General features: G+C 45.1%; 16 protein-coding genes. 7 read left to right on the forward strand and 9 right to left on the reverse strand.

Going from position 1 to position 17,111, the window contains the following annotated elements:
* Nucleotides 1-7 precede the first annotated feature (7 nt).
* From ugpC to AB4482_RS19390, 5 genes are all read right to left on the reverse strand, one after another.
* Nucleotides 8-1,318, reverse strand: coding sequence for a sn-glycerol-3-phosphate ABC transporter ATP-binding protein UgpC (gene ugpC, locus AB4482_RS19370; RefSeq protein WP_372132555.1), 1,311 nt, complete (start codon nt 1,316-1,318; stop codon nt 8-10).
* A complete protein-coding gene (ugpE, locus tag AB4482_RS19375) occupies nt 1,308-2,150 on the reverse strand; it encodes a sn-glycerol-3-phosphate ABC transporter permease UgpE (RefSeq protein ID WP_017071585.1) in 843 nt (280 codons plus the stop codon). The genes ugpC and ugpE overlap by 11 nt, the downstream gene beginning before the upstream one ends.
* A gap of 38 nt (nt 2,151-2,188) precedes the next feature.
* Nucleotides 2,189-3,070: an ABC transporter permease subunit gene (locus tag AB4482_RS19380; protein ID WP_372181446.1), complete on the reverse strand. Its 882-nt coding sequence runs from the start codon at nt 3,068-3,070 to the stop codon at nt 2,189-2,191.
* 242 nt (nt 3,071-3,312) lie between these two features.
* Complete coding sequence (locus tag AB4482_RS19385; RefSeq protein WP_372181447.1) at nt 3,313-4,605, reverse strand: extracellular solute-binding protein; 1,293 nt, start codon at nt 4,603-4,605, stop codon at nt 3,313-3,315.
* Nucleotides 4,606-4,910: 305 nt separating this feature from the next.
* Nucleotides 4,911-5,513 (reverse strand): 2OG-Fe(II) oxygenase, encoded by a 603-nt coding sequence (locus AB4482_RS19390; RefSeq protein WP_017071587.1) that lies wholly within the window; start codon nt 5,511-5,513, stop codon nt 4,911-4,913.
* Nucleotides 5,514-5,715: 202 nt separating this feature from the next.
* Between AB4482_RS19390 and AB4482_RS19395 the strand changes: the two genes are divergently transcribed.
* Entirely contained in the window at nt 5,716-6,504 is a 789-nt protein-coding gene (locus AB4482_RS19395; RefSeq protein ID WP_372181448.1) for an MBL fold metallo-hydrolase, read from the forward strand.
* A gap of 146 nt (nt 6,505-6,650) precedes the next feature.
* Here AB4482_RS19395 and AB4482_RS19400 read toward each other — a convergent pair whose 3' ends face one another.
* Nucleotides 6,651-7,079, reverse strand: a complete 429-nt coding sequence (locus AB4482_RS19400) for a RimK/LysX family protein (RefSeq protein ID WP_004740039.1) — start codon at nt 7,077-7,079, stop codon at nt 6,651-6,653.
* A 32-nt stretch (nt 7,080-7,111) separates the two neighbouring features.
* Entirely contained in the window at nt 7,112-8,017 is a 906-nt protein-coding gene (rimK, locus tag AB4482_RS19405) for a 30S ribosomal protein S6--L-glutamate ligase (protein ID WP_004740040.1), read from the reverse strand.
* Between the two features lie 602 nt (nt 8,018-8,619).
* On the opposite strand from rimK, the gene AB4482_RS19410 reads away from it, so the two are divergent.
* Both AB4482_RS19410 and AB4482_RS19415 read left to right on the forward strand, forming a co-directional pair.
* Nucleotides 8,620-10,404, forward strand: a complete 1,785-nt coding sequence (locus tag AB4482_RS19410; protein ID WP_102321058.1) for an SgrR family transcriptional regulator — start codon at nt 8,620-8,622, stop codon at nt 10,402-10,404.
* A gap of 187 nt (nt 10,405-10,591) precedes the next feature.
* Nucleotides 10,592-11,653 (forward strand): MBL fold metallo-hydrolase, encoded by a 1,062-nt coding sequence (locus tag AB4482_RS19415; protein ID WP_372084341.1) that lies wholly within the window; start codon nt 10,592-10,594, stop codon nt 11,651-11,653.
* 111 nt (nt 11,654-11,764) lie between these two features.
* On the opposite strand, the gene AB4482_RS19420 is transcribed toward AB4482_RS19415, so the two are convergent.
* Nucleotides 11,765-12,190: a MarR family winged helix-turn-helix transcriptional regulator gene (locus tag AB4482_RS19420; RefSeq protein ID WP_017060573.1), complete on the reverse strand. Its 426-nt coding sequence runs from the start codon at nt 12,188-12,190 to the stop codon at nt 11,765-11,767.
* A 97-nt stretch (nt 12,191-12,287) separates the two neighbouring features.
* Here AB4482_RS19420 and AB4482_RS19425 point away from each other — a divergent pair, with 97 nt between their 5' ends.
* The 4 genes from AB4482_RS19425 to AB4482_RS19440 all read left to right on the forward strand — a co-directional run bounded on the left by AB4482_RS19425 (nt 12,288) and on the right by AB4482_RS19440 (nt 15,637).
* Nucleotides 12,288-12,779, forward strand: a complete 492-nt coding sequence (locus AB4482_RS19425) for a DUF2798 domain-containing protein (protein WP_017081271.1) — start codon at nt 12,288-12,290, stop codon at nt 12,777-12,779.
* A 34-nt stretch (nt 12,780-12,813) separates the two neighbouring features.
* Nucleotides 12,814-13,119 (forward strand): DUF3861 domain-containing protein, encoded by a 306-nt coding sequence (locus AB4482_RS19430; RefSeq protein WP_372181449.1) that lies wholly within the window; start codon nt 12,814-12,816, stop codon nt 13,117-13,119.
* A gap of 205 nt (nt 13,120-13,324) precedes the next feature.
* A complete protein-coding gene (locus tag AB4482_RS19435; protein ID WP_372181451.1) occupies nt 13,325-14,089 on the forward strand; it encodes a hydratase in 765 nt (254 codons plus the stop codon).
* 189 nt (nt 14,090-14,278) lie between these two features.
* Nucleotides 14,279-15,637: a Na+/H+ antiporter NhaC family protein gene (locus AB4482_RS19440; protein WP_372181452.1), complete on the forward strand. Its 1,359-nt coding sequence runs from the start codon at nt 14,279-14,281 to the stop codon at nt 15,635-15,637.
* A 201-nt stretch (nt 15,638-15,838) separates the two neighbouring features.
* Here AB4482_RS19440 and AB4482_RS19445 read toward each other — a convergent pair whose 3' ends face one another.
* Nucleotides 15,839-16,999: a multidrug effflux MFS transporter gene (locus AB4482_RS19445; RefSeq protein WP_102428768.1), complete on the reverse strand. Its 1,161-nt coding sequence runs from the start codon at nt 16,997-16,999 to the stop codon at nt 15,839-15,841.
* Between the last annotated feature and the right edge of the window lie 112 nt (nt 17,000-17,111).

The following is a 17,111-nucleotide window of genomic DNA, read 5'->3' on the forward strand; positions in this document are numbered from 1 at the left end:
TACTCGATTAAGCGAGAGCCGTCGTTATGCTTGTCGTCTCTTCGCGTGACTCTTGTGAAGTAAAGTTATTCGGCTGAATACGCTTCCCACGACTGTCAAAAATATGCAGGTTGGATTTATTAATGCTTACTCCGAGCGGCAGTACTTGGCATAGTGTCGTTTCTGGCGTGACGGCGATAAAGGGTTGGTCGTTCACCAGGCCATGAACCAATTGATTCGGCCCCAATGGCTCAACCACACTGATACGCAGTTCGAGAGGCAAGGTGTTCATTTTTAATTCGGAACAAACCTCAGAGTGTTCAGGGCGAATGCCAAGCGTGATAGTCGCGTTCTTAACGTGCGCGTACTCTGGCAGGTACATTTGTTGATCACCGATTTCAAGATAGCCATCATCGAGCGTGGCAGTTAGGAAGTTCATCGCGGGGCTGCCAATAAAGCTTGCCACAAAGGTACTGGCAGGCTGGTGGTAAACTTCTCTTGGTGTGCCGACTTGTTCTATCTGACCTTTGTTGAGAACCACGATTCTATCTGCCAGTGTCATGGCTTCGACTTGGTCATGAGTCACGTAAACACTGGTTACGCCTAGCTCGCGTTGTAGCTTTTTGATTTCTAACCTCATGTGAGCGCGCAATGAGGCATCTAGGTTAGACAAAGGCTCGTCAAACAGGAACAGTTGAGGGTCGCGTACAATCGCTCGTCCCATAGCAACGCGCTGGCGCTGACCACCCGAAAGCTTGGCTGGCTTGCGATCTAGGTATTCTTCGATCTTTAGTGTCTTGGCGACTTTCTCAATCTTCTCTTCAATTACGTGTTGGCTGACACCTCGGTTCTTTAAACCATAAGCGAGGTTTTTGTATACCGTCATGTGAGGGTAGAGTGCGTAATTTTGAAAGACCATTGCGATATCTCGTTGAGCTGGCTTTTCGTTATCAACACGGCGGCCACTTAAGTGAATCTCTCCGCCAGAGATACTTTCCAGCCCCGCTATTGAACGTAGGATAGAAGACTTGCCGCAACCCGATGGGCCAACCAACACAAGAAATTCACCCTTTTCGATATCAAGCGAGACATCTTTCACTGCACGATGACCGTTCTCATAAGTCTTTACCAAGTTTTTGATGCCTAACATGGTAGGTGCTTTGTGCGTATGGTTGTGAGTGGCTTGGGTGTGCCCTAACGTTTGTTTTAACTTTGGCATCGGGGTGTCCTCTGTATTTTTGTGGATAGCTTGGTGAGAATGCAGGTGAGACATCTTGTACTCAGCGAGTGATTGAATGCGGTTATCGTTCATTTGATTTTTGTCGTTATTATTTTTCACTTTCTACTAGCCCTTTTACAAACCAACGTTGAAATACAACCACCACTAAAACGGGTGGCAACATAGCTAAAATTACCATGGCAAAAACATAGTCGTAGCGCGGTAAACTGGTTTCATTGATGTTGTTGAGTACTTGTTTGATGCCCATCACGATGGTGTTGTAGCCTTCGTCCGTGGTCATCATGATTGGCCACAGATATTGGTTCCAACCCACCACAAACATGATGATGAAGATTGCGGCAATCATGGTTTTAGACAGTGGCAATAAGATGTCGACAAAGAATCGAAATGGACCTGCGTTATCTAGCTGAGCGGCTTCTAACAATTCATCGGGGATGGTTTTGAAGAACTGCCTAAAAAAGAACGTCGCGGTGGCTGAGGCGATCAAAGGCAGAATTAAACCTGTGTAGCTATTAAGAAGCCCAAGCCCAGCGACAACCTCATAGGAAGGGATAATGCGCACTTCTAATGGCAGCAAAAGCGTCACGAAGATCAACCAGAACCAAGCTGTAGCATAAGGCAGTCTGAAGTAGACCAAAGCATACGCAGCCATCATCGAAATGATGATCTTACCGATCGCAAAACCTAGCCCCATGATCATCGAGTTGGCGATCATTTTGCTGGCGGTGACTTCGCCACTGAAGCCCATGCTTTTGTTCCAAGCTTCGCTATAAATGGCCGTAAAGTTATCGCCTGGTACCCATTGCAGGCCTTCGCTGACAATGGTGTTCGGGTTATGCGTCGAGCTGGCGAAGATTAGCCAGATAGGGACCAACATGAACAGCATCCCAGCAATTAGAATTAGGTGGTCATAGACCTTATTACTTTTCATAAATAACTCCTGTCGCGTTAAAACCTAGCTGTGGTGGGCTAGTAGTGAACACGCTTTTCTACAACGCGAAACTGGATAAATGTAAGAGTGAGTACCAGTAGCAACAACACAACTGACTGCGCAGAGCTGCCGCCTAAATCTGCGCCAACAAACCCGTCTCGATACACCTTGTACACCAACGACGTTGTGCCGCCACCTGGGCCGCCATTGGTCATGGTGTCGATCACGCCAAAGGTTTCAAAGAACGAGTAGGTGAGGTTGATGACCAGAAGAAAGAAGCCTGTAGGTGCGAGTAGCGGGAAAGTAATGGTCCAGAAACGTTTTGAGTCGCTGACGCAATCGAGCATCGCCGCTTCTTTTACGGCGTAAGAGATCGATTGAAGCCCAGCCAGAAAGTAGATGAAATTCACCGAAACCTGTTTCCAAACCGAAACCAAAATCAGAGCAAACGTGGCATCTAAAGGGTCGGTTTGGAAGCTAAAGTCCCAGCCTATAACCGCAAATATCTCGGTAAACACGCCAATGTGTGGGTTAAACAAGAAAGCACCGATTACGCCTGCAATCGCAGGAGCAACCGCGTAAACCCAAGTAAGAGTGACCTTGTAAGCGCCTTGTCCGTGAATGATGTTGTCGGCTTTAACCGCGAGCAGCAGCGCTAAGGCAAGCGATAAGAAAGAGACCACGATTGCGAACATTAATGTGAAGCCAATCGAGTTCAGATACTCTCTCGATTCGAATAGCATCTGATAGTTTTCGAACCACACGAAGATGGAAGAGGTGCCCCAAGGGTCTTCTAGCATGAAGGACAGGTAAACTGCCTTTGCTGCTGGGTAGATAAAGAAAACTGCAATGATGAGTATCTGAGGCGCCAAAAATAGGTAAGGCAGCGGAGAGTGAAAGAATTGCTGACGTCGTTCCACAGGGTAATCCCCAAAAATTAGTGACTGTTATCACTGTTAGTTACGGTGAGCACTAGCGCTATAGCAAAGGAATGCATCCAGTTGAGTTGTAGTTTTTGGAGCAAGAAATGGCGCTAGTGAAGAATCTCCTCACTCCTTGCCATTACGTTTTTAATGACGCAGTGACAAGTGGTGAGGAGCAATGAACGGCTTTGGTTTGTTAAGCCTTTAGCTCAGTAATCTGCTTTGGTTAAAAAGCCAAATTAGTTCATCGTACGAGCGAAGCGTTTCAGCAGTTTGCTGCTCTCATCTTCGACTTTATCTAGGCTATTCTCGACGCTAGAGCGGTCAGCGAAGATATTGTCGAACTCACGATGCATCACTTCACGAATTTGAGGGTAGTAACCTAAGCGGTAGCCCTTAGTCCATTCGCCCGATTTTAGGCTTAGCTGCTTAACGCCCACTTCTGCGTCTGGTTGTTCGTTGTAGTAGCCAGATTCTTTCGCTAGTTCATAGGCAGCCGTTGTTACAGGTACATAGCCAGTGGTTTTGTGCCAGTAGACCTGAGTTTCAGGCTTAGTCAGGTAATCAAAGAACGCTGCGACACCTTTGTCTTGTTGCTGGTCATGACCATTGAGTGCAAACAGAGCTGCGCCGCCAATGAAGGTTAAGCCTGCGTCTGGGTTAACCGATTTCCAGTATGGAAGGTATGTGGTGCCGAGTTCGAAAGGTACGCGGTTACGTAAGCCACCGAATGAGCCTGAAGAACCCATCCACATCGCCACTTCTTGGCGCTCGAAAGGGGTTTGGTTTGCATCCCAGTCGCTGCCGTAATACTTGTAGTAACCGAGATCTGACCACTCTTTCATCTTGCTAACGTGCATCATCATGTCTTTGGTGTTGAACATGATCTTAGTGGACAAGCCATCGTAGCCGTTGTTTTGGTCCGCGACCGGTAGATTGTGGCGAGACTTAAAGTTCTCGAACATGATCCACGGTGTGAGAGATTGAGAAAACGCGATGTGTCCTTCTGCCTTCAGCTTCTTAGCAACCACTTCTAGTTCTTCATAAGTTTTAGGCGCGTCTGCACCCACTTCCGCGAGAAGATTTTTGTTGTAGTAAAGAACCGGTGTTGAACTGTTGAAAGGCATACCAACCATCTTGCCTTGGTTGTCGGCATAGAAGTTACGAACGCCAGCTAGGTAGTCGTTTGAATTAAAGTTGTAGCCGGATTCAACCAGAATATCCTGTACCGGTTTCGCGACGCCTTTCGCGTTCATTATGGTTGCTGCGCCTGCATCGAAGACTTGTAGGATATTGGGTGCTTCACCTGCTCGGTATGCCGCGATACCGGCTGTTAAGGTCTCTGTATATGAACCCTTGTAGATTGGCGTGATCTGGTAATCATCTTGTGACGCATTAAAGTCGGTCGCAATTTTGTTTACTGTTTCTCCAAGCTGGCCGCCCATTGCGTGCCACCAAGTGACTTGAGTCGTTGCGAATGCTGGAATTGCCGCTGTCGCAGAAAGAACGCCTGCCAAAATTAGCTTATTCATCTTCGTTTCCTTTTGGATGAAATTGATATCGAGGTATTGGATTAGAGTGTTAACGAGACGGAAGGGGTGTCGTTTGAAGCTATCTTGAACAGGGCGTATTTCACTTAAGTGGCTAAACCGTTTCACTGATATGAAAGATTCATTTCGATTTCATTTAAGAGAAAAGTTATTGATGATTTTGATATTTACCACGTGTGGTTTTTGAGAGGTTTGTTGTTGAATGCTTGCTTAATATTTGTTCAATAAAAAAGCCTCTCGAAGGAGAGGCTTTGAATAAGCTAGAGCTTGTAACAATCGGCTTTGTTTTAGTGTGCGATATCGAGTTGGTTGTCTTTTACGCCGTTAATGCGGAACCAACCAGCAATACTGAATCGCTCTGTGTTTGTCGGCAGTACCTCGTGTGGGAACTGTTCAGATAAGAACACAAATAAGCGGCCTGACTTTGGTGGAATGGTCGCGATGTGGTTGTCTTTTAGGTCGTAAACCACAAGCTCACCAGCGTCTTCTTCTGTCCACTCATCATTCATATAGAACACGGTAGTCAGACGGCGGTTCTCATTGCCCTTGAAGCAGTCTAAGTGCTTCTGGTAGAAGTCGCCTTTTTCGTATTTAGCAAAGTGTGCTTCGTACTCGAACAGACCCAAAAAGAACGCTTGGTTTGCCGCTAAACGAATTTGTTCCATTTTGTCTAGGAACAGAGATGCTGGCTGACCCATATCGCGGCGCACCCATTGAATCTTGTCACTACGGATGGTCGACTCTCGCGTTACTTCATCGTTACGGCCAATCCTAGCCTTTTTCCAGTTCTCTGGAATGCAATCCCTCAATGCCACCACTTCTTCTTGAGTTAAGAAGTCATCCCAAACGAAATAACCTTGGGTAGAAAGAGCATCGATTAATTGGTTCATGTATAGCACTCAGACAATAAATTAGAGGCGCATATATAGTCCTAATAACTCAGGTCAACAAATCACATGCTTTGTCGTCACGATAAAAGAGCGGAAGAGCATGGTACTTTGATGTGATTTTATAGTTAACAAATTTGTTACAAATAAATGTGAGTTTGCTATGGTGTAGGTCTGACCAGTTGAATTATCACAAGGAGTGGGTTTGCAGCTGCATACCATTAAAGGTTACATCCAAGACATGTACTTGGTGGAGTATCCGGACAAATTACTGTTGCTCGATGGCGCATGTCGAGCCGATATTCCGCATTTGAAGGCTTTTATTGAAACCGAACTTATGCGTGATTTTTCTGATCTCCACACGGTTGTGGTGACACACATGCATCCTGACCATGCAGGGGCAGCGCACAAGCTCAGAAAGCTCACGAGCTGTAACTTGGTGGCAGCAAACCGAGACAAAGATTGGTATCACGGCATCGATGGCATTTTGATGCACCTGACCGACTTAGCGCTTGCTAGGTGGATGGCGAACCGCTTAGGCAAGCCTAAAGCAAACCTATGGTATTCAAGAAAGTTAAAGCCGGATTACAAGCTGTCGGGTGGGGATAGTATTCCAGGGTTTGATGATTGGTTGGTTCTTGAAACACCGGGCCATACCGACCGTGATCTCTCGGTCTATTGCCCATCACACAGCGTGGCTTATGTGGCCGATTTAATGGTCGAGGTTAAGAAGAAGCTGATTCCGCCATTTCCTATCTTTCACCCTAATAAGTATCGAGCGTCTGTATCGCGCATTTATGACATGCAGCTCGATACCTTGCTGGTGGCGCATGGTGGGCAAGTCGATTTCAGTCAGAAGGCTTTTGAACACCTGTTGATGAGTGCCCCAAGAAGGCCTGTTACACATTGGCGAGTGACGAAAATCAAAACCAAGAAATTACTTTTATCGATTGGGCGATTTGGTTTTCAATCTCATGGTAAATCGAAGAAATAGATCAGAAGCTTGAATGCAAAGTCGTGTATTCAGAGCTGAAAGTAGAAATAGAAAAATAGATAGCAATAAGGCCAGTCATGAGACTGGCCTTATATCGTTGTGAGTAGCTTTAGTTATAACCTGTGGAGCGGTTACGATGACTCGGATTAGTGAGTCAGCAGGAATTCACCCGCAGGGTCAACAATCACTTTGTCACTCATGCCTTGACGTCCAAGCAACATCATGTAAGTCATGTCTTGACGGTTGCTTAGCGTGATATCGATCGGCCATTGTTGGCCACCGATTCTTAGCATGGTTTCAATCACGCAACGGTGTTCAACTTCGCCGTTAGATGATTTAATTTTCTTACTTGTTTTCAGTTTCGCCTTGCAGCGCACCGTCTCTTCTAGGTGATAAACGTCTGGGTGAAGGTCGAACTCTACGAATTTCTCACCATTTGATTTAACACATAGTAGATTGTCTACGTGTAGAGAAGAGGTTTTAGCCCCTGTATCAACACGTGTATGTAGTCCAGTTATCCCTAACTCTGGTAAGCAAAGTGCTTCGGTATTCCCTATGATCATTTTATTGTTCATTTTCTTTCCAATCATGAGTTATCGGTATTCAATCAGCCCTTGCCACGAGTACGGTTAGCGTTTGGTTTTGCATTCTTCTCGATGAATTCGAAAATCATGTCTGCTACATCTTTACCCGTTGCTTTCTCGATGCCTTCTAGGCCTGGAGAAGAGTTTACTTCCATTACTACTGGGCCGTTCTTAGATTGTAGGATATCTACACCACATAGGTTTAATCCCATGATTTTCGCTGCATTGATTGCTGTTGCGCGCTCTTCTTTGGTTAGTTTAACCAGCTGAGCAGTGCCGCCACGGTGCAGGTTAGAGCGGAATTCACCTTCACCAGCTTGACGCTTCATTGCAGCAATTACTTTGTTGCCAACAACAAAACAACGGATGTCTGCGCCATTTGCTTCTTCAATGAACTCTTGAACCAAGATGTTCGCTTTTAGGCCCATGAACGCTTCGATAACGCTTTCTGCTGCTTTGTTTGTTTCTGCTAGTACAACGCCGATACCTTGAGTGCCTTCAAGAAGCTTGATCACAAGTGGCGCGCCGCCTACGTTTTTGATTAGGTCTTGAATCTTGTCTGGGCGGCTAGCGAAACCTGTTTTTGGTAAGCCAATACCTTTACGAGACAACAGTTGTAGTGAGCGCAGTTTGTCGCGAGAGCGACTGATTGCTACTGACTCATTGATACAAAAAGTGCCCATCATTTCAAATTGGCGAACAACCGCAGTTCCGTAAAAGGTAATGGAAGCGCCAATACGTGGAATAACAGCATCGTATTGAGGTAGCTCTTCACCCATGTAGCGAATCTTCGGATTGTTACTCGCGATATCTATATCACAGTGCAACGTGTCGATAACATCGACCTGATGACCACGTGCTTCTCCAGCCTGCTTTAGACGAGCGGTAGAGTATAGATTTTCGTTGCGAGAAAGAATTGCGATACGCATGGCGTTTCCTTAGTTAATACCTGATTGGTAACTGCAAATAAATTAGTTGTTAGCTGAGCTTTCAGTTTTTTCTGAGGCTCCTTGCTTGCTTCGGGGCGAACCTTAAGGCTTTTCGTTCAACTAAGAAAACGAATTAAATTTGTCGAGTCGACAACGGAAATTTATCGATTGTGTGAGCTATTGGTACAGCAGGCTTGAGAGGGGAATTGGAATGGAAAAGCGAGTTGAGACCTAACTCATATTGGGGGTAGGAGCATATTAGGTTGTACCCAACTCGCGTTTACTCGGTGCTAAAAAGTGTACTAATAACGCCAGTTACATAGATCTAAAAGTGTTCGTAGTGCTTCTCTTTCGAGCTTACTGCAGGTGCTTTTTAGCTTGTTAAGATAGTATTTTCTCATGGTCATTACTCTCTCTGGTTAGGCTTTATTTACAACCTATGGTTTGTTGCTGACCCGTTCATTATGGATAATTAAGAGGAACTAAAAAACAGATGTTATTTTTATTGGTTGTTCCTGTTTTGGTCGCATTACACTACTTTTTGATGAATGTGTTTTATAATGGGCTTAATTAGGAAGAGCTATCTTTAAAAGGTTCATTATTTGTCTGATCTAAACATGATGCGTTACTACACGCGGCTAGAGTCGTTCGAGCCAAACATTTCTCATTCAGTCACCCTAGCCGAAGTAGCGGATATGCTGTTTACAAGCTTGCGTCACGCTCGAACCTTACTTGGTAAGATGCATCAAGCTGAATGGGTGGTGTGGGAGCCAAAAGTGGGACGGAATCAACGTTCTAACCTGACATTACGTTTTAGTAATCAAGAAATGACTCAACATGTTGCCAGTAAATTGATAGAGCAGGGCAAATACGAAAAAGCACTCTCTATTTTGGAAGATGACCGCGCTGTATTTGGCTCTCTCCTCCAAGAAACCTCTGGCGCGACGATGCGCGAAGGGTTACTGCACGTCCAATTGACCTACAAACGTAAGTTTGAAGATCTCTTCCCGCATCATATTCACCGCAGTAGCGAACGATTTTTGATCAGGCAAGTGTTCAGTTGCCTCGTCACTTGTAATGGCAAGGGCAAGTTGAAGGCTGAACTGGCACACCATTGGGAATATGATGCTGAAAAATTGGTTTGGACTTTCTATTTACGCCCAGGTCTAACTTTCCACGATGGCAACCCCGTCGACGCCAAGCAGCTAGTTTCGTTGTTTACTGCCTTACAATTACTACCTTTCTATCAGACAGAGCTGGGCCATGTCGCTTCGATTTACAGTGAACAACCATTGAGTATCAGCTTCCAACTCACCAAAGCAGATACTGGTTTTGCTGGTTTACTTGCTGGCGTTAAATATTCGATTCAACCCGCGGCACAAGTCACTGGTGAACCGTCCCCATTAAACTCGGTGTCACATGCTGTTATTGGAACCGGTCCATTTAAAGTGGTTGAGACCAATAATGAACGAATCAAGCTTGCCGCATTTGAGCACTATTATGGTTGTCGCTCGTTAACTGATGAGGTGACCATCTGGCAGTTTGAGGAACAAATGACGGGCAGTGCTCGGTTTGATGACAGCCAAATGCAAGTCTCGTCTTATGAAGATTCTTCTTGTTTCCATCAGTTAGGGAAAAGCGATACGGAACTTGTTTCTGCAGACACAGACGGCCTTCGTAGCCGAGTCGAGGATGGGTGCTTATTTATCCTGTTCAATCAAAACTCTGGGGCAACTCCGCTTAATAATGAGCAGCGTAAATACCTTTCAGAACTGACCAACCCACAAGCGATCTTGTCTCAGTTGGAACATAACAAAGGTCTGTTTAGTGTCTCTTTGGCTCAAAATATACTGCCAAGTTGGCAGAAGCTGTATCGAACGCCTTCGAAAGAGACACAACTGCCGAAAAAGATGAGTATAGCGGTTTACGATTATTATGCGTTGTATCGATGTGCGATTTGCGTATCTGACATACTCAAACGATATGGTGTGGAAGTTGAGGTGAACACCTACAGTTTTCGAGAATTGGCTCAGTTATCTCAGAGTGGCGAGTTAAAGGAGGACTTGGTGCTGTGTAACTTGAACCTCGATGACAATGCTCCGTCTTCGCTGTTCTCGTGGATGATGAACGATCCTGTTTTGCACTCTGCTTTAGGAGAGATGAACAGCGATTGGCTCAAGCAGCGCTTGGATAGTCATAAAGCATCCGTGGAACTGCCTAATTACTTGGCAGAGCTAGAACCTATCGCGTCTACTCTGATCTCAGATTATTGGTTAGTGCCTATGTTCCATCACTTACAGACCGTTCGTTTCCAAGGGATTCTTAAAAACGTAGCCATCACCAACTGGGGATGGCCAGATTTCAAGAATGTATGGTCTGCTGATTAACCTTTCTTACTAGCTAAATAACTAAGTTAACTCGTTGCCAAAATTGGTTTTTCCAAAATCGACTTTGACACGCTTACGTCTAGATAAATTAAAAATTACACTCGGTGGTTTACTTTTTGGTTTTGGCATATAAACTAATCGGTGTAGTTTATGTGTTGGGTCTATCCCAACGGTTAAAGAGATACCAATGAAAAAATATCTATTACCGATTTTAGGAGTACTTGCCGTGGTCGCTATCGTAAGCACAGGTTCACAATCAAACGACAATCTAGATAAGCTTCCAAAGAAGTTTACTAACAGTGAGTTGGAATACAAATCGGGTATGTCTGATATTTTTTCAATCTTGAAAGCATACGTGACTGTGGAAAGAAACGAGCCAGTGCCGCGCGCTGCATTGCCTTTGATTCCAATGACAGCTGAGCAATTGATCGAAGAACAAGACGACGTTGCTTACCGCTTAGGTCACTCAAGCGTGATGATGAAGCTGGATGGCAAGTTAGTGATGACTGACCCTGTGTTCAGTGATCGTGCATCACCGGTGCAATGGATGGGACCAAAGCGTTTTCATCCGACACCAATCACACTGCAAGACCTACCCGATATTGATGTGGTGGTGATCAGCCACGATCACTACGACCATTTAGACAAAGGTGCCGTGAAGGTATTAGCCGACAAAGTAGGGACGTTCTTAGTGCCATTAAGAGTGGGCGCACTGTTGGAAAAGTGGGGCGTGGATAAAGAGAAGATCATCGAATTGAACTGGTGGGAATCGGCAACGGCCTCAGACATTGAGTTCACGTTGACACCGACACAGCATTTCTCTGGTCGTGGCTTGCTTGATCGTGACCAAACACTGTGGGGCAGTTGGGTTATTAACGCTTCAGACAAGAAAGTCTTCTTTAGCGGTGATTCTGGTTACTTCAATGGCTTTAAAGAGATTGGCGACCGTTTTGGGCCGTTTGATTTAACCATGGTTGAAACGGGTGCGTATAACTCACTTTGGGCGGATATTCATATGTTCCCAGAACAGAGTGTTCAGGCACACATTGATCTGCAAGGTAAGGTGATGATGCCAATCCACAACAGTACCTTCGACCTTTCTATGCATGATTGGCAAGACCCAATGGAACAAGCACTGGCGATTAGCAAAGAGCGAGATGTACAAATGGTAAGCCCGGTGATGGGTGAACGTTTGGTGATCTCAGAGCCTGTACCTGTTCAGGCATGGTGGAAACTAGCATCGAATTAGAGCTGTCATCCAAATAGACATAGCTAAACCACTAAGCTGTACAACCCAACTTATACACGAAACGCCACCGATCTTACGATTCGGTGGCGTTTTTTAGTTTTATTTTTAAGATCAGCTTTCTAAGTTCTGCGCCATTTTCTTCGCAATTTTTCTGAATTGTTCTAACTCGTCTTCGGCCATGCCTTTGGTCATTCTCTTCAGCATGTCTCGATCGATATCCGAGACCTTACTCATGATCTCTTGACCCTTATCAGTCAGAACCAATAACTGGCTGCGCTTGTCTTCCGGGTTCGGAGACTTCTTCACAAGTTCCTGATTGATCAAGGCATTAATGAGCCGAGTGACCTGTGCTTTATCACGATCTAGGAAGTGTGCGATATCGATAGCGGTACATGGAGACTTCTTAGTAATGATCTTCATGACACGAATGTTCATAGGTGCGATCTCTGAGTCTAAGCTCTCAATCTGTTCGCTCATTTGACGTTTCAAAGAGTGCACTAGACGAAAGATTGATTCTAGCGATGTGTTATCAGACATAAACTATCCTTAGAAATATAGTTGACATTATCAACTACTGTATTTATAGTTGACATTATCAACTTAATTGTTCGTAAATTCAAGACAGGAAATAGATATGACGATTCAAGCAACTCTAACGCCAACTCTTCCTGAGCAAAAAGGCACACCGGTTTTATACAAAGTTTTGGTCATGATGAGCTTAATGCTGACGATTGGCGGCAGTTTAACGGCTGTGATGACTTACATGAATGTCGGATTCGGCGAGGAATTTATTGGCAACTGGCTTTCTTCGTTAGCCCTTGTTGTCGTGATCATGATGCCAATGGGCACGGTGATGATGGCTTTAGTCACCAAAGCCGTTGCTAGAGTGTTCACAACTTATAGCGAGAAAGTTCGCAACCTGATCGTAGGACTGATCATGGCATTCATAATGGAGTCCATGATGGCATTTGTAACAGCGGCAAATAACATTGGATTTTCGGATACATCGGCGTTTACCAGTGGATGGTTTAATGGATTTATTGCCGCACTTCCCATTGGCCTTGCGATCATGGTCGTGATGTCGATGACGGTTAAACCTAAGCTCGAACGATTCATGAAGAGCTAACCAAAACACTTTTTAAGCATTTTAGGAGGTCCAAATGAAAGCATTCACAGGCAAACACAATAACTACCGTATCACTATCGAAGAAGTGAACATCAAAGAAGATCGTGAACTTCAAACCATGCAGTTTGAAATTGAAGACAGAGAAGATATGTTCGCGATTGTTGAGAAGATCAAACATGACAGCGGCTTAGACGAGCAATCAGCAGCGCGACTAGGAGTGAGCATTCGCTTGTTAGGCCCATTGATGATGCAAGATAGAAAACACCCTCTGTTTGTTAATTTTATGCCTCACTTCAGAAACTTCATGCAGAATTTGAAGAAGACGTTGAAAGGGCAGTAAAGCCTGAACATCAGTAATACATCGAAAAGTCAGTAATCAAATTACTGGCTTTTTTACATTTAAATCAAAATAGTTTCAGTTGTTTGCGTCTAGAATATGCGAAAATTGATGGCTGAATTTTCGGTGTAGCACCGTTGTTGAATTGTCTATTCAAGCTTTAAGAAATCCGATATTATACTGGTCATAAAACTAAAGGTGGTATTATATGACAAATGTATTTAAACAAGCAGCTGAAGAACTGTTGAGTCGTCGTGTTGCTGGCACCAAAGCACCAAGATTGGACGAACAGTACCGTCCGAATAACTTGGAAGATGCGCTAAAGATCCAATCTTCAATGATCGATTTGAAAAGCGATAAAGTCGGCGGTTGGAAGTGCTTACTTCCTCTGGCTGAAGACAAGTTTGTTGTTGCGCCAATCTTCTCGGGCAGCGTTCAACAAGGCGAAGTTTGTGAACTGTTTGCTGACAACGGCGTAGTACGCGTTGAGCCTGAAATCGCATTTACGCTTGCTAAGAGCCTGCCTGCAAGCCAAGAAGGCTACAGCGAAGAGCAAATCAACGAAGCGATTGGTTCTTGCCACATGGCACTTGAGTTAATGCAGTCTCGTTTTGCGGATGACAGCGGCGCTGAGTTCTATGAAAAACTGGCCGATGGCCTAGTAAACCAAGGTCTATTCATTGGCCCTGAGATTGATCGCGAAAAAGCGTTCACTTCTGCAGAGATCAGCATTGAAGTGACTCAAGGCGAGCAAGTTCAAGCATTCGACGGTAAGCACCCGAATACACTGCCACCAAGCCCAATTTACTGGTTGATTAACTACATGACGCGTCGTGGTGTTGATTTCCAAGCGGGTGAAGCCATTATCACGGGCTCTTACTGCGGTATCGTGGAAATGGAATTCGATAAACCAACGACCTTCCACTACGAAGGCATTGGTGAATACCAAATAACGTTCAAGCAGAAACGCTAACTTCTAGCGGCGCACTATCTGTTATCGAAAGGCTGTTTACTGATGAGTAAATAGCCTTTTTTATTACGTGATGCTCAATAGGGTTCTTATTACTTTGCATTAAATTAGGCGTTTAGACGTCTAGACGTTGACAAGTTCTAAGTGTGACATTAGTCTGCTCACCTTCCTGTTCTATTGTGTTGTCGTTCCATGTCCAATTCAAAAAATTCTAACGCGGTAATTGCCCCTTCTGCAGTGGCGCTTATCCCTCTGATCGTTTTCCTTGCGCTGTTTATTGGCGTGGGTACATACCTGTCGCTACAAGGCGTCGATTTTGCTTTCTATCAACTTCCAGCTCCGATTGCGGCTCTGCCTGCTGTGATGTTAGCGTTGCTATTGAGCAAAGATAAATTGAACCGTGCGATTGAGCAGTTCTTAGGTGGCGTGGGTCACAAAGACATTATCGCAATGTGTATGATCTACCTATTGGCGGGTGCTTTTGCTGCTGTGGCTAAAGCTTCTGGTGGCGTGGACGCGACGGTAAACCTTGGTCTATCGGCTATCCCAACGAGCATGATCCTACCGGGCATCTTCCTTATTTCGGCGTTCATTGCGACAGCAATGGGCACCTCTATGGGTACTATCGCTGCGGTTGCTCCTGTTGCACTAGGCATTGCTGACTCAGCTGGTATGAGTATTCCTCTAACCGCTGGCGTAGTGCTAAGTGGCGCTATGTTTGGTGACAACCTTTCTATCATCTCAGATACCACGATTGCCGCGACTCGCTCGCAAGGCTGTGAGATGAGAGACAAGTTTAAAGAGAACATCCGTAAAGCACTTCCTGCTGCACTTATCGCGATTGTTATCTTTGCTTTCAACAGCACAGCAACTCAAGTTCCTGAAACAGGCCCAATTGAATGGCTGAAAGTCCTTCCGTACATCACTATCCTAATCCTTGCGGTATCGGGCATGAATGTGTTCGTTGTGTTGACGATTGGTATCTTGCTAGCGGGTGGAGTGAGCCTAGGTTCTATTGAGAACTACGGTATGACGGATTACGCTCAAGATATCTACGCAGGCTTTGGCAACATGCAAGAGATCTTCTTACTGTCGATGCTGATTGGTGGTTTGAGTGAGCTGATGCGTCGCCAAGGTGGATTAGCATTTCTGACTAACTTAGTGAGCGGTTTGATTCGTGCATTTGGTTCTTCTCACTCTAAGCAAGCGAATGGCCGCGCAAGTGAGCTAGGCATTGCAGGCTTGGTATCAATGGTGAACCTATGTACGGCAAACAACACCGTAGCAATCATTGTTTCTGGTAGTGTGGCTCGCCAATTAGCTGAAGAGAACGATGTATCTCCACGCCGCTCTGCAAGCTTATTGGATATCTTCTCGTGTGTGATTCAAGGCGTACTGCCTTACGGTGCTCAGGTATTGCTATTAGGCTCTGTGTTTAACCTATCGCCGCTAGAGATCGTGTCTAACTCTTACTACTGTTTCGCGCTTGCAATCGTGGCTGTAGTCGCTGTGTTTATTAAACACCCAGCACGTCAAGTGGCTCAAGCTTAGTAATAATTGACCAAACTGAGTGCTCACTGGCTCTGATAAGAAGGCTCCTTAATAGGAGCTTTTTTGTGCGTGAAACTCATGGCTTGAAAATTCAATGTACGTCTTCAAATACAAGAAAACCGCCTATGTAGACGGTTTCTAATTTCGTTATAGCGGTTTTCAAGTTTATTGTAGTGTGAATGACAATTAGGCTTGAGAGCTTTAATTCAGCTTATTAGTCACGAACTCTTTGTTTCTGACCATTAGCCACATCAGGCCGCCTAGCGTACCGATGGATAATTGGATAAAGCCTAGGTTTTCAATCAGTGACTCTGGGCGGATTGAAACTAATACCATGCCAAGCGAGCCACAAATCATGCTGAAGAACTGTATCAGTGCGACGGCAGAGCCCGTGTCATGATCTTGTTGATTCAACATCAAGTTGGTCCCCGGTACTCGCATGATGATCGCCATTAATGTCGCTGGTGCAGCGATGAACATGAAGAACCAAGGGGACAGGTCGCCAATGGTTAGGGTGAAGATTCCCGCAAGCGCTAATAAAGCAAAACATCCTGAGATGACCTTTTGAACCGGCATTCGGTAGGACAACTTCATGTAAATTGTTGGACCAAATGAGGCGCACAGTGCATTGAATGCGAACGCGTAACTAAACTGTTGTTCGGTCAATCCAAAGTGATCGATGTAGATATAAGAACCCGCCGCAAGAAAGCCCATCAACGCCATCGGTATGATAGAGAAAATGACCAGCAGCTTGACGAACGAGCGGTTTTTCATGACCACGCCCATTCTTCCCCATGATCGGAATATAGAACCTTGGTATTTGTTTTCGAGTGTTTCTCGGTAGCAGCAAGCTAATACTGACGCAAATGCACCAAAAATGGCGAGCGTGACAAACATCATTCGCCAAGAAGCAATTTTCAGTAGAAAGGCACCAAATACAGGCGCAACCATTGGCGCGATGATCACCAGTGACATGATAGTCGCCATGATCTTTTCACGTTCTCGGCCGTCATAAAGATCTTTGACAATGGCGGTAGCGATAACGGTGATAGCACTGCCAGCAAAGGCTTGGAATACACGAGCACTAATCAACTGTTCGATGCTATTGGTCATCGCGCACAATATGCTCGCGACCATATAGCTCGCTAATCCAATTAATAGGATCGGCTTACGACCAAATTTTTCGCTGAGCGGCCCCCAGAACAAAAGACCGATGGCGTAAGTAACGAAGTAGCTGCTCAGGGTTAGGTTGACCATTGATCGGTCAGTATTAAACACCTCGACCATCTGCGGAAGCGCAGGTAAGTAAAGGTCGATGGTCAATGGAGGGAAAGCACTTATTATGACGAGAAAAAATAGCATACCGGTCTTTCCCAGTACTGGTTGTGGTCTCTTCAAGGTGGCTCCCGTTGTCCAAAATAGGTTTTTAATTGGTGTGATAGTATCTTTAGGTTTTGTATGATTAGTTATCTCA

It is taken from the genome of Vibrio sp. 10N.222.55.C7 (assembly GCF_041473335.1).
In the GTDB taxonomy this organism is placed as follows: Bacteria; Pseudomonadota; Gammaproteobacteria; order Enterobacterales; family Vibrionaceae; genus Vibrio; species Vibrio crassostreae_C.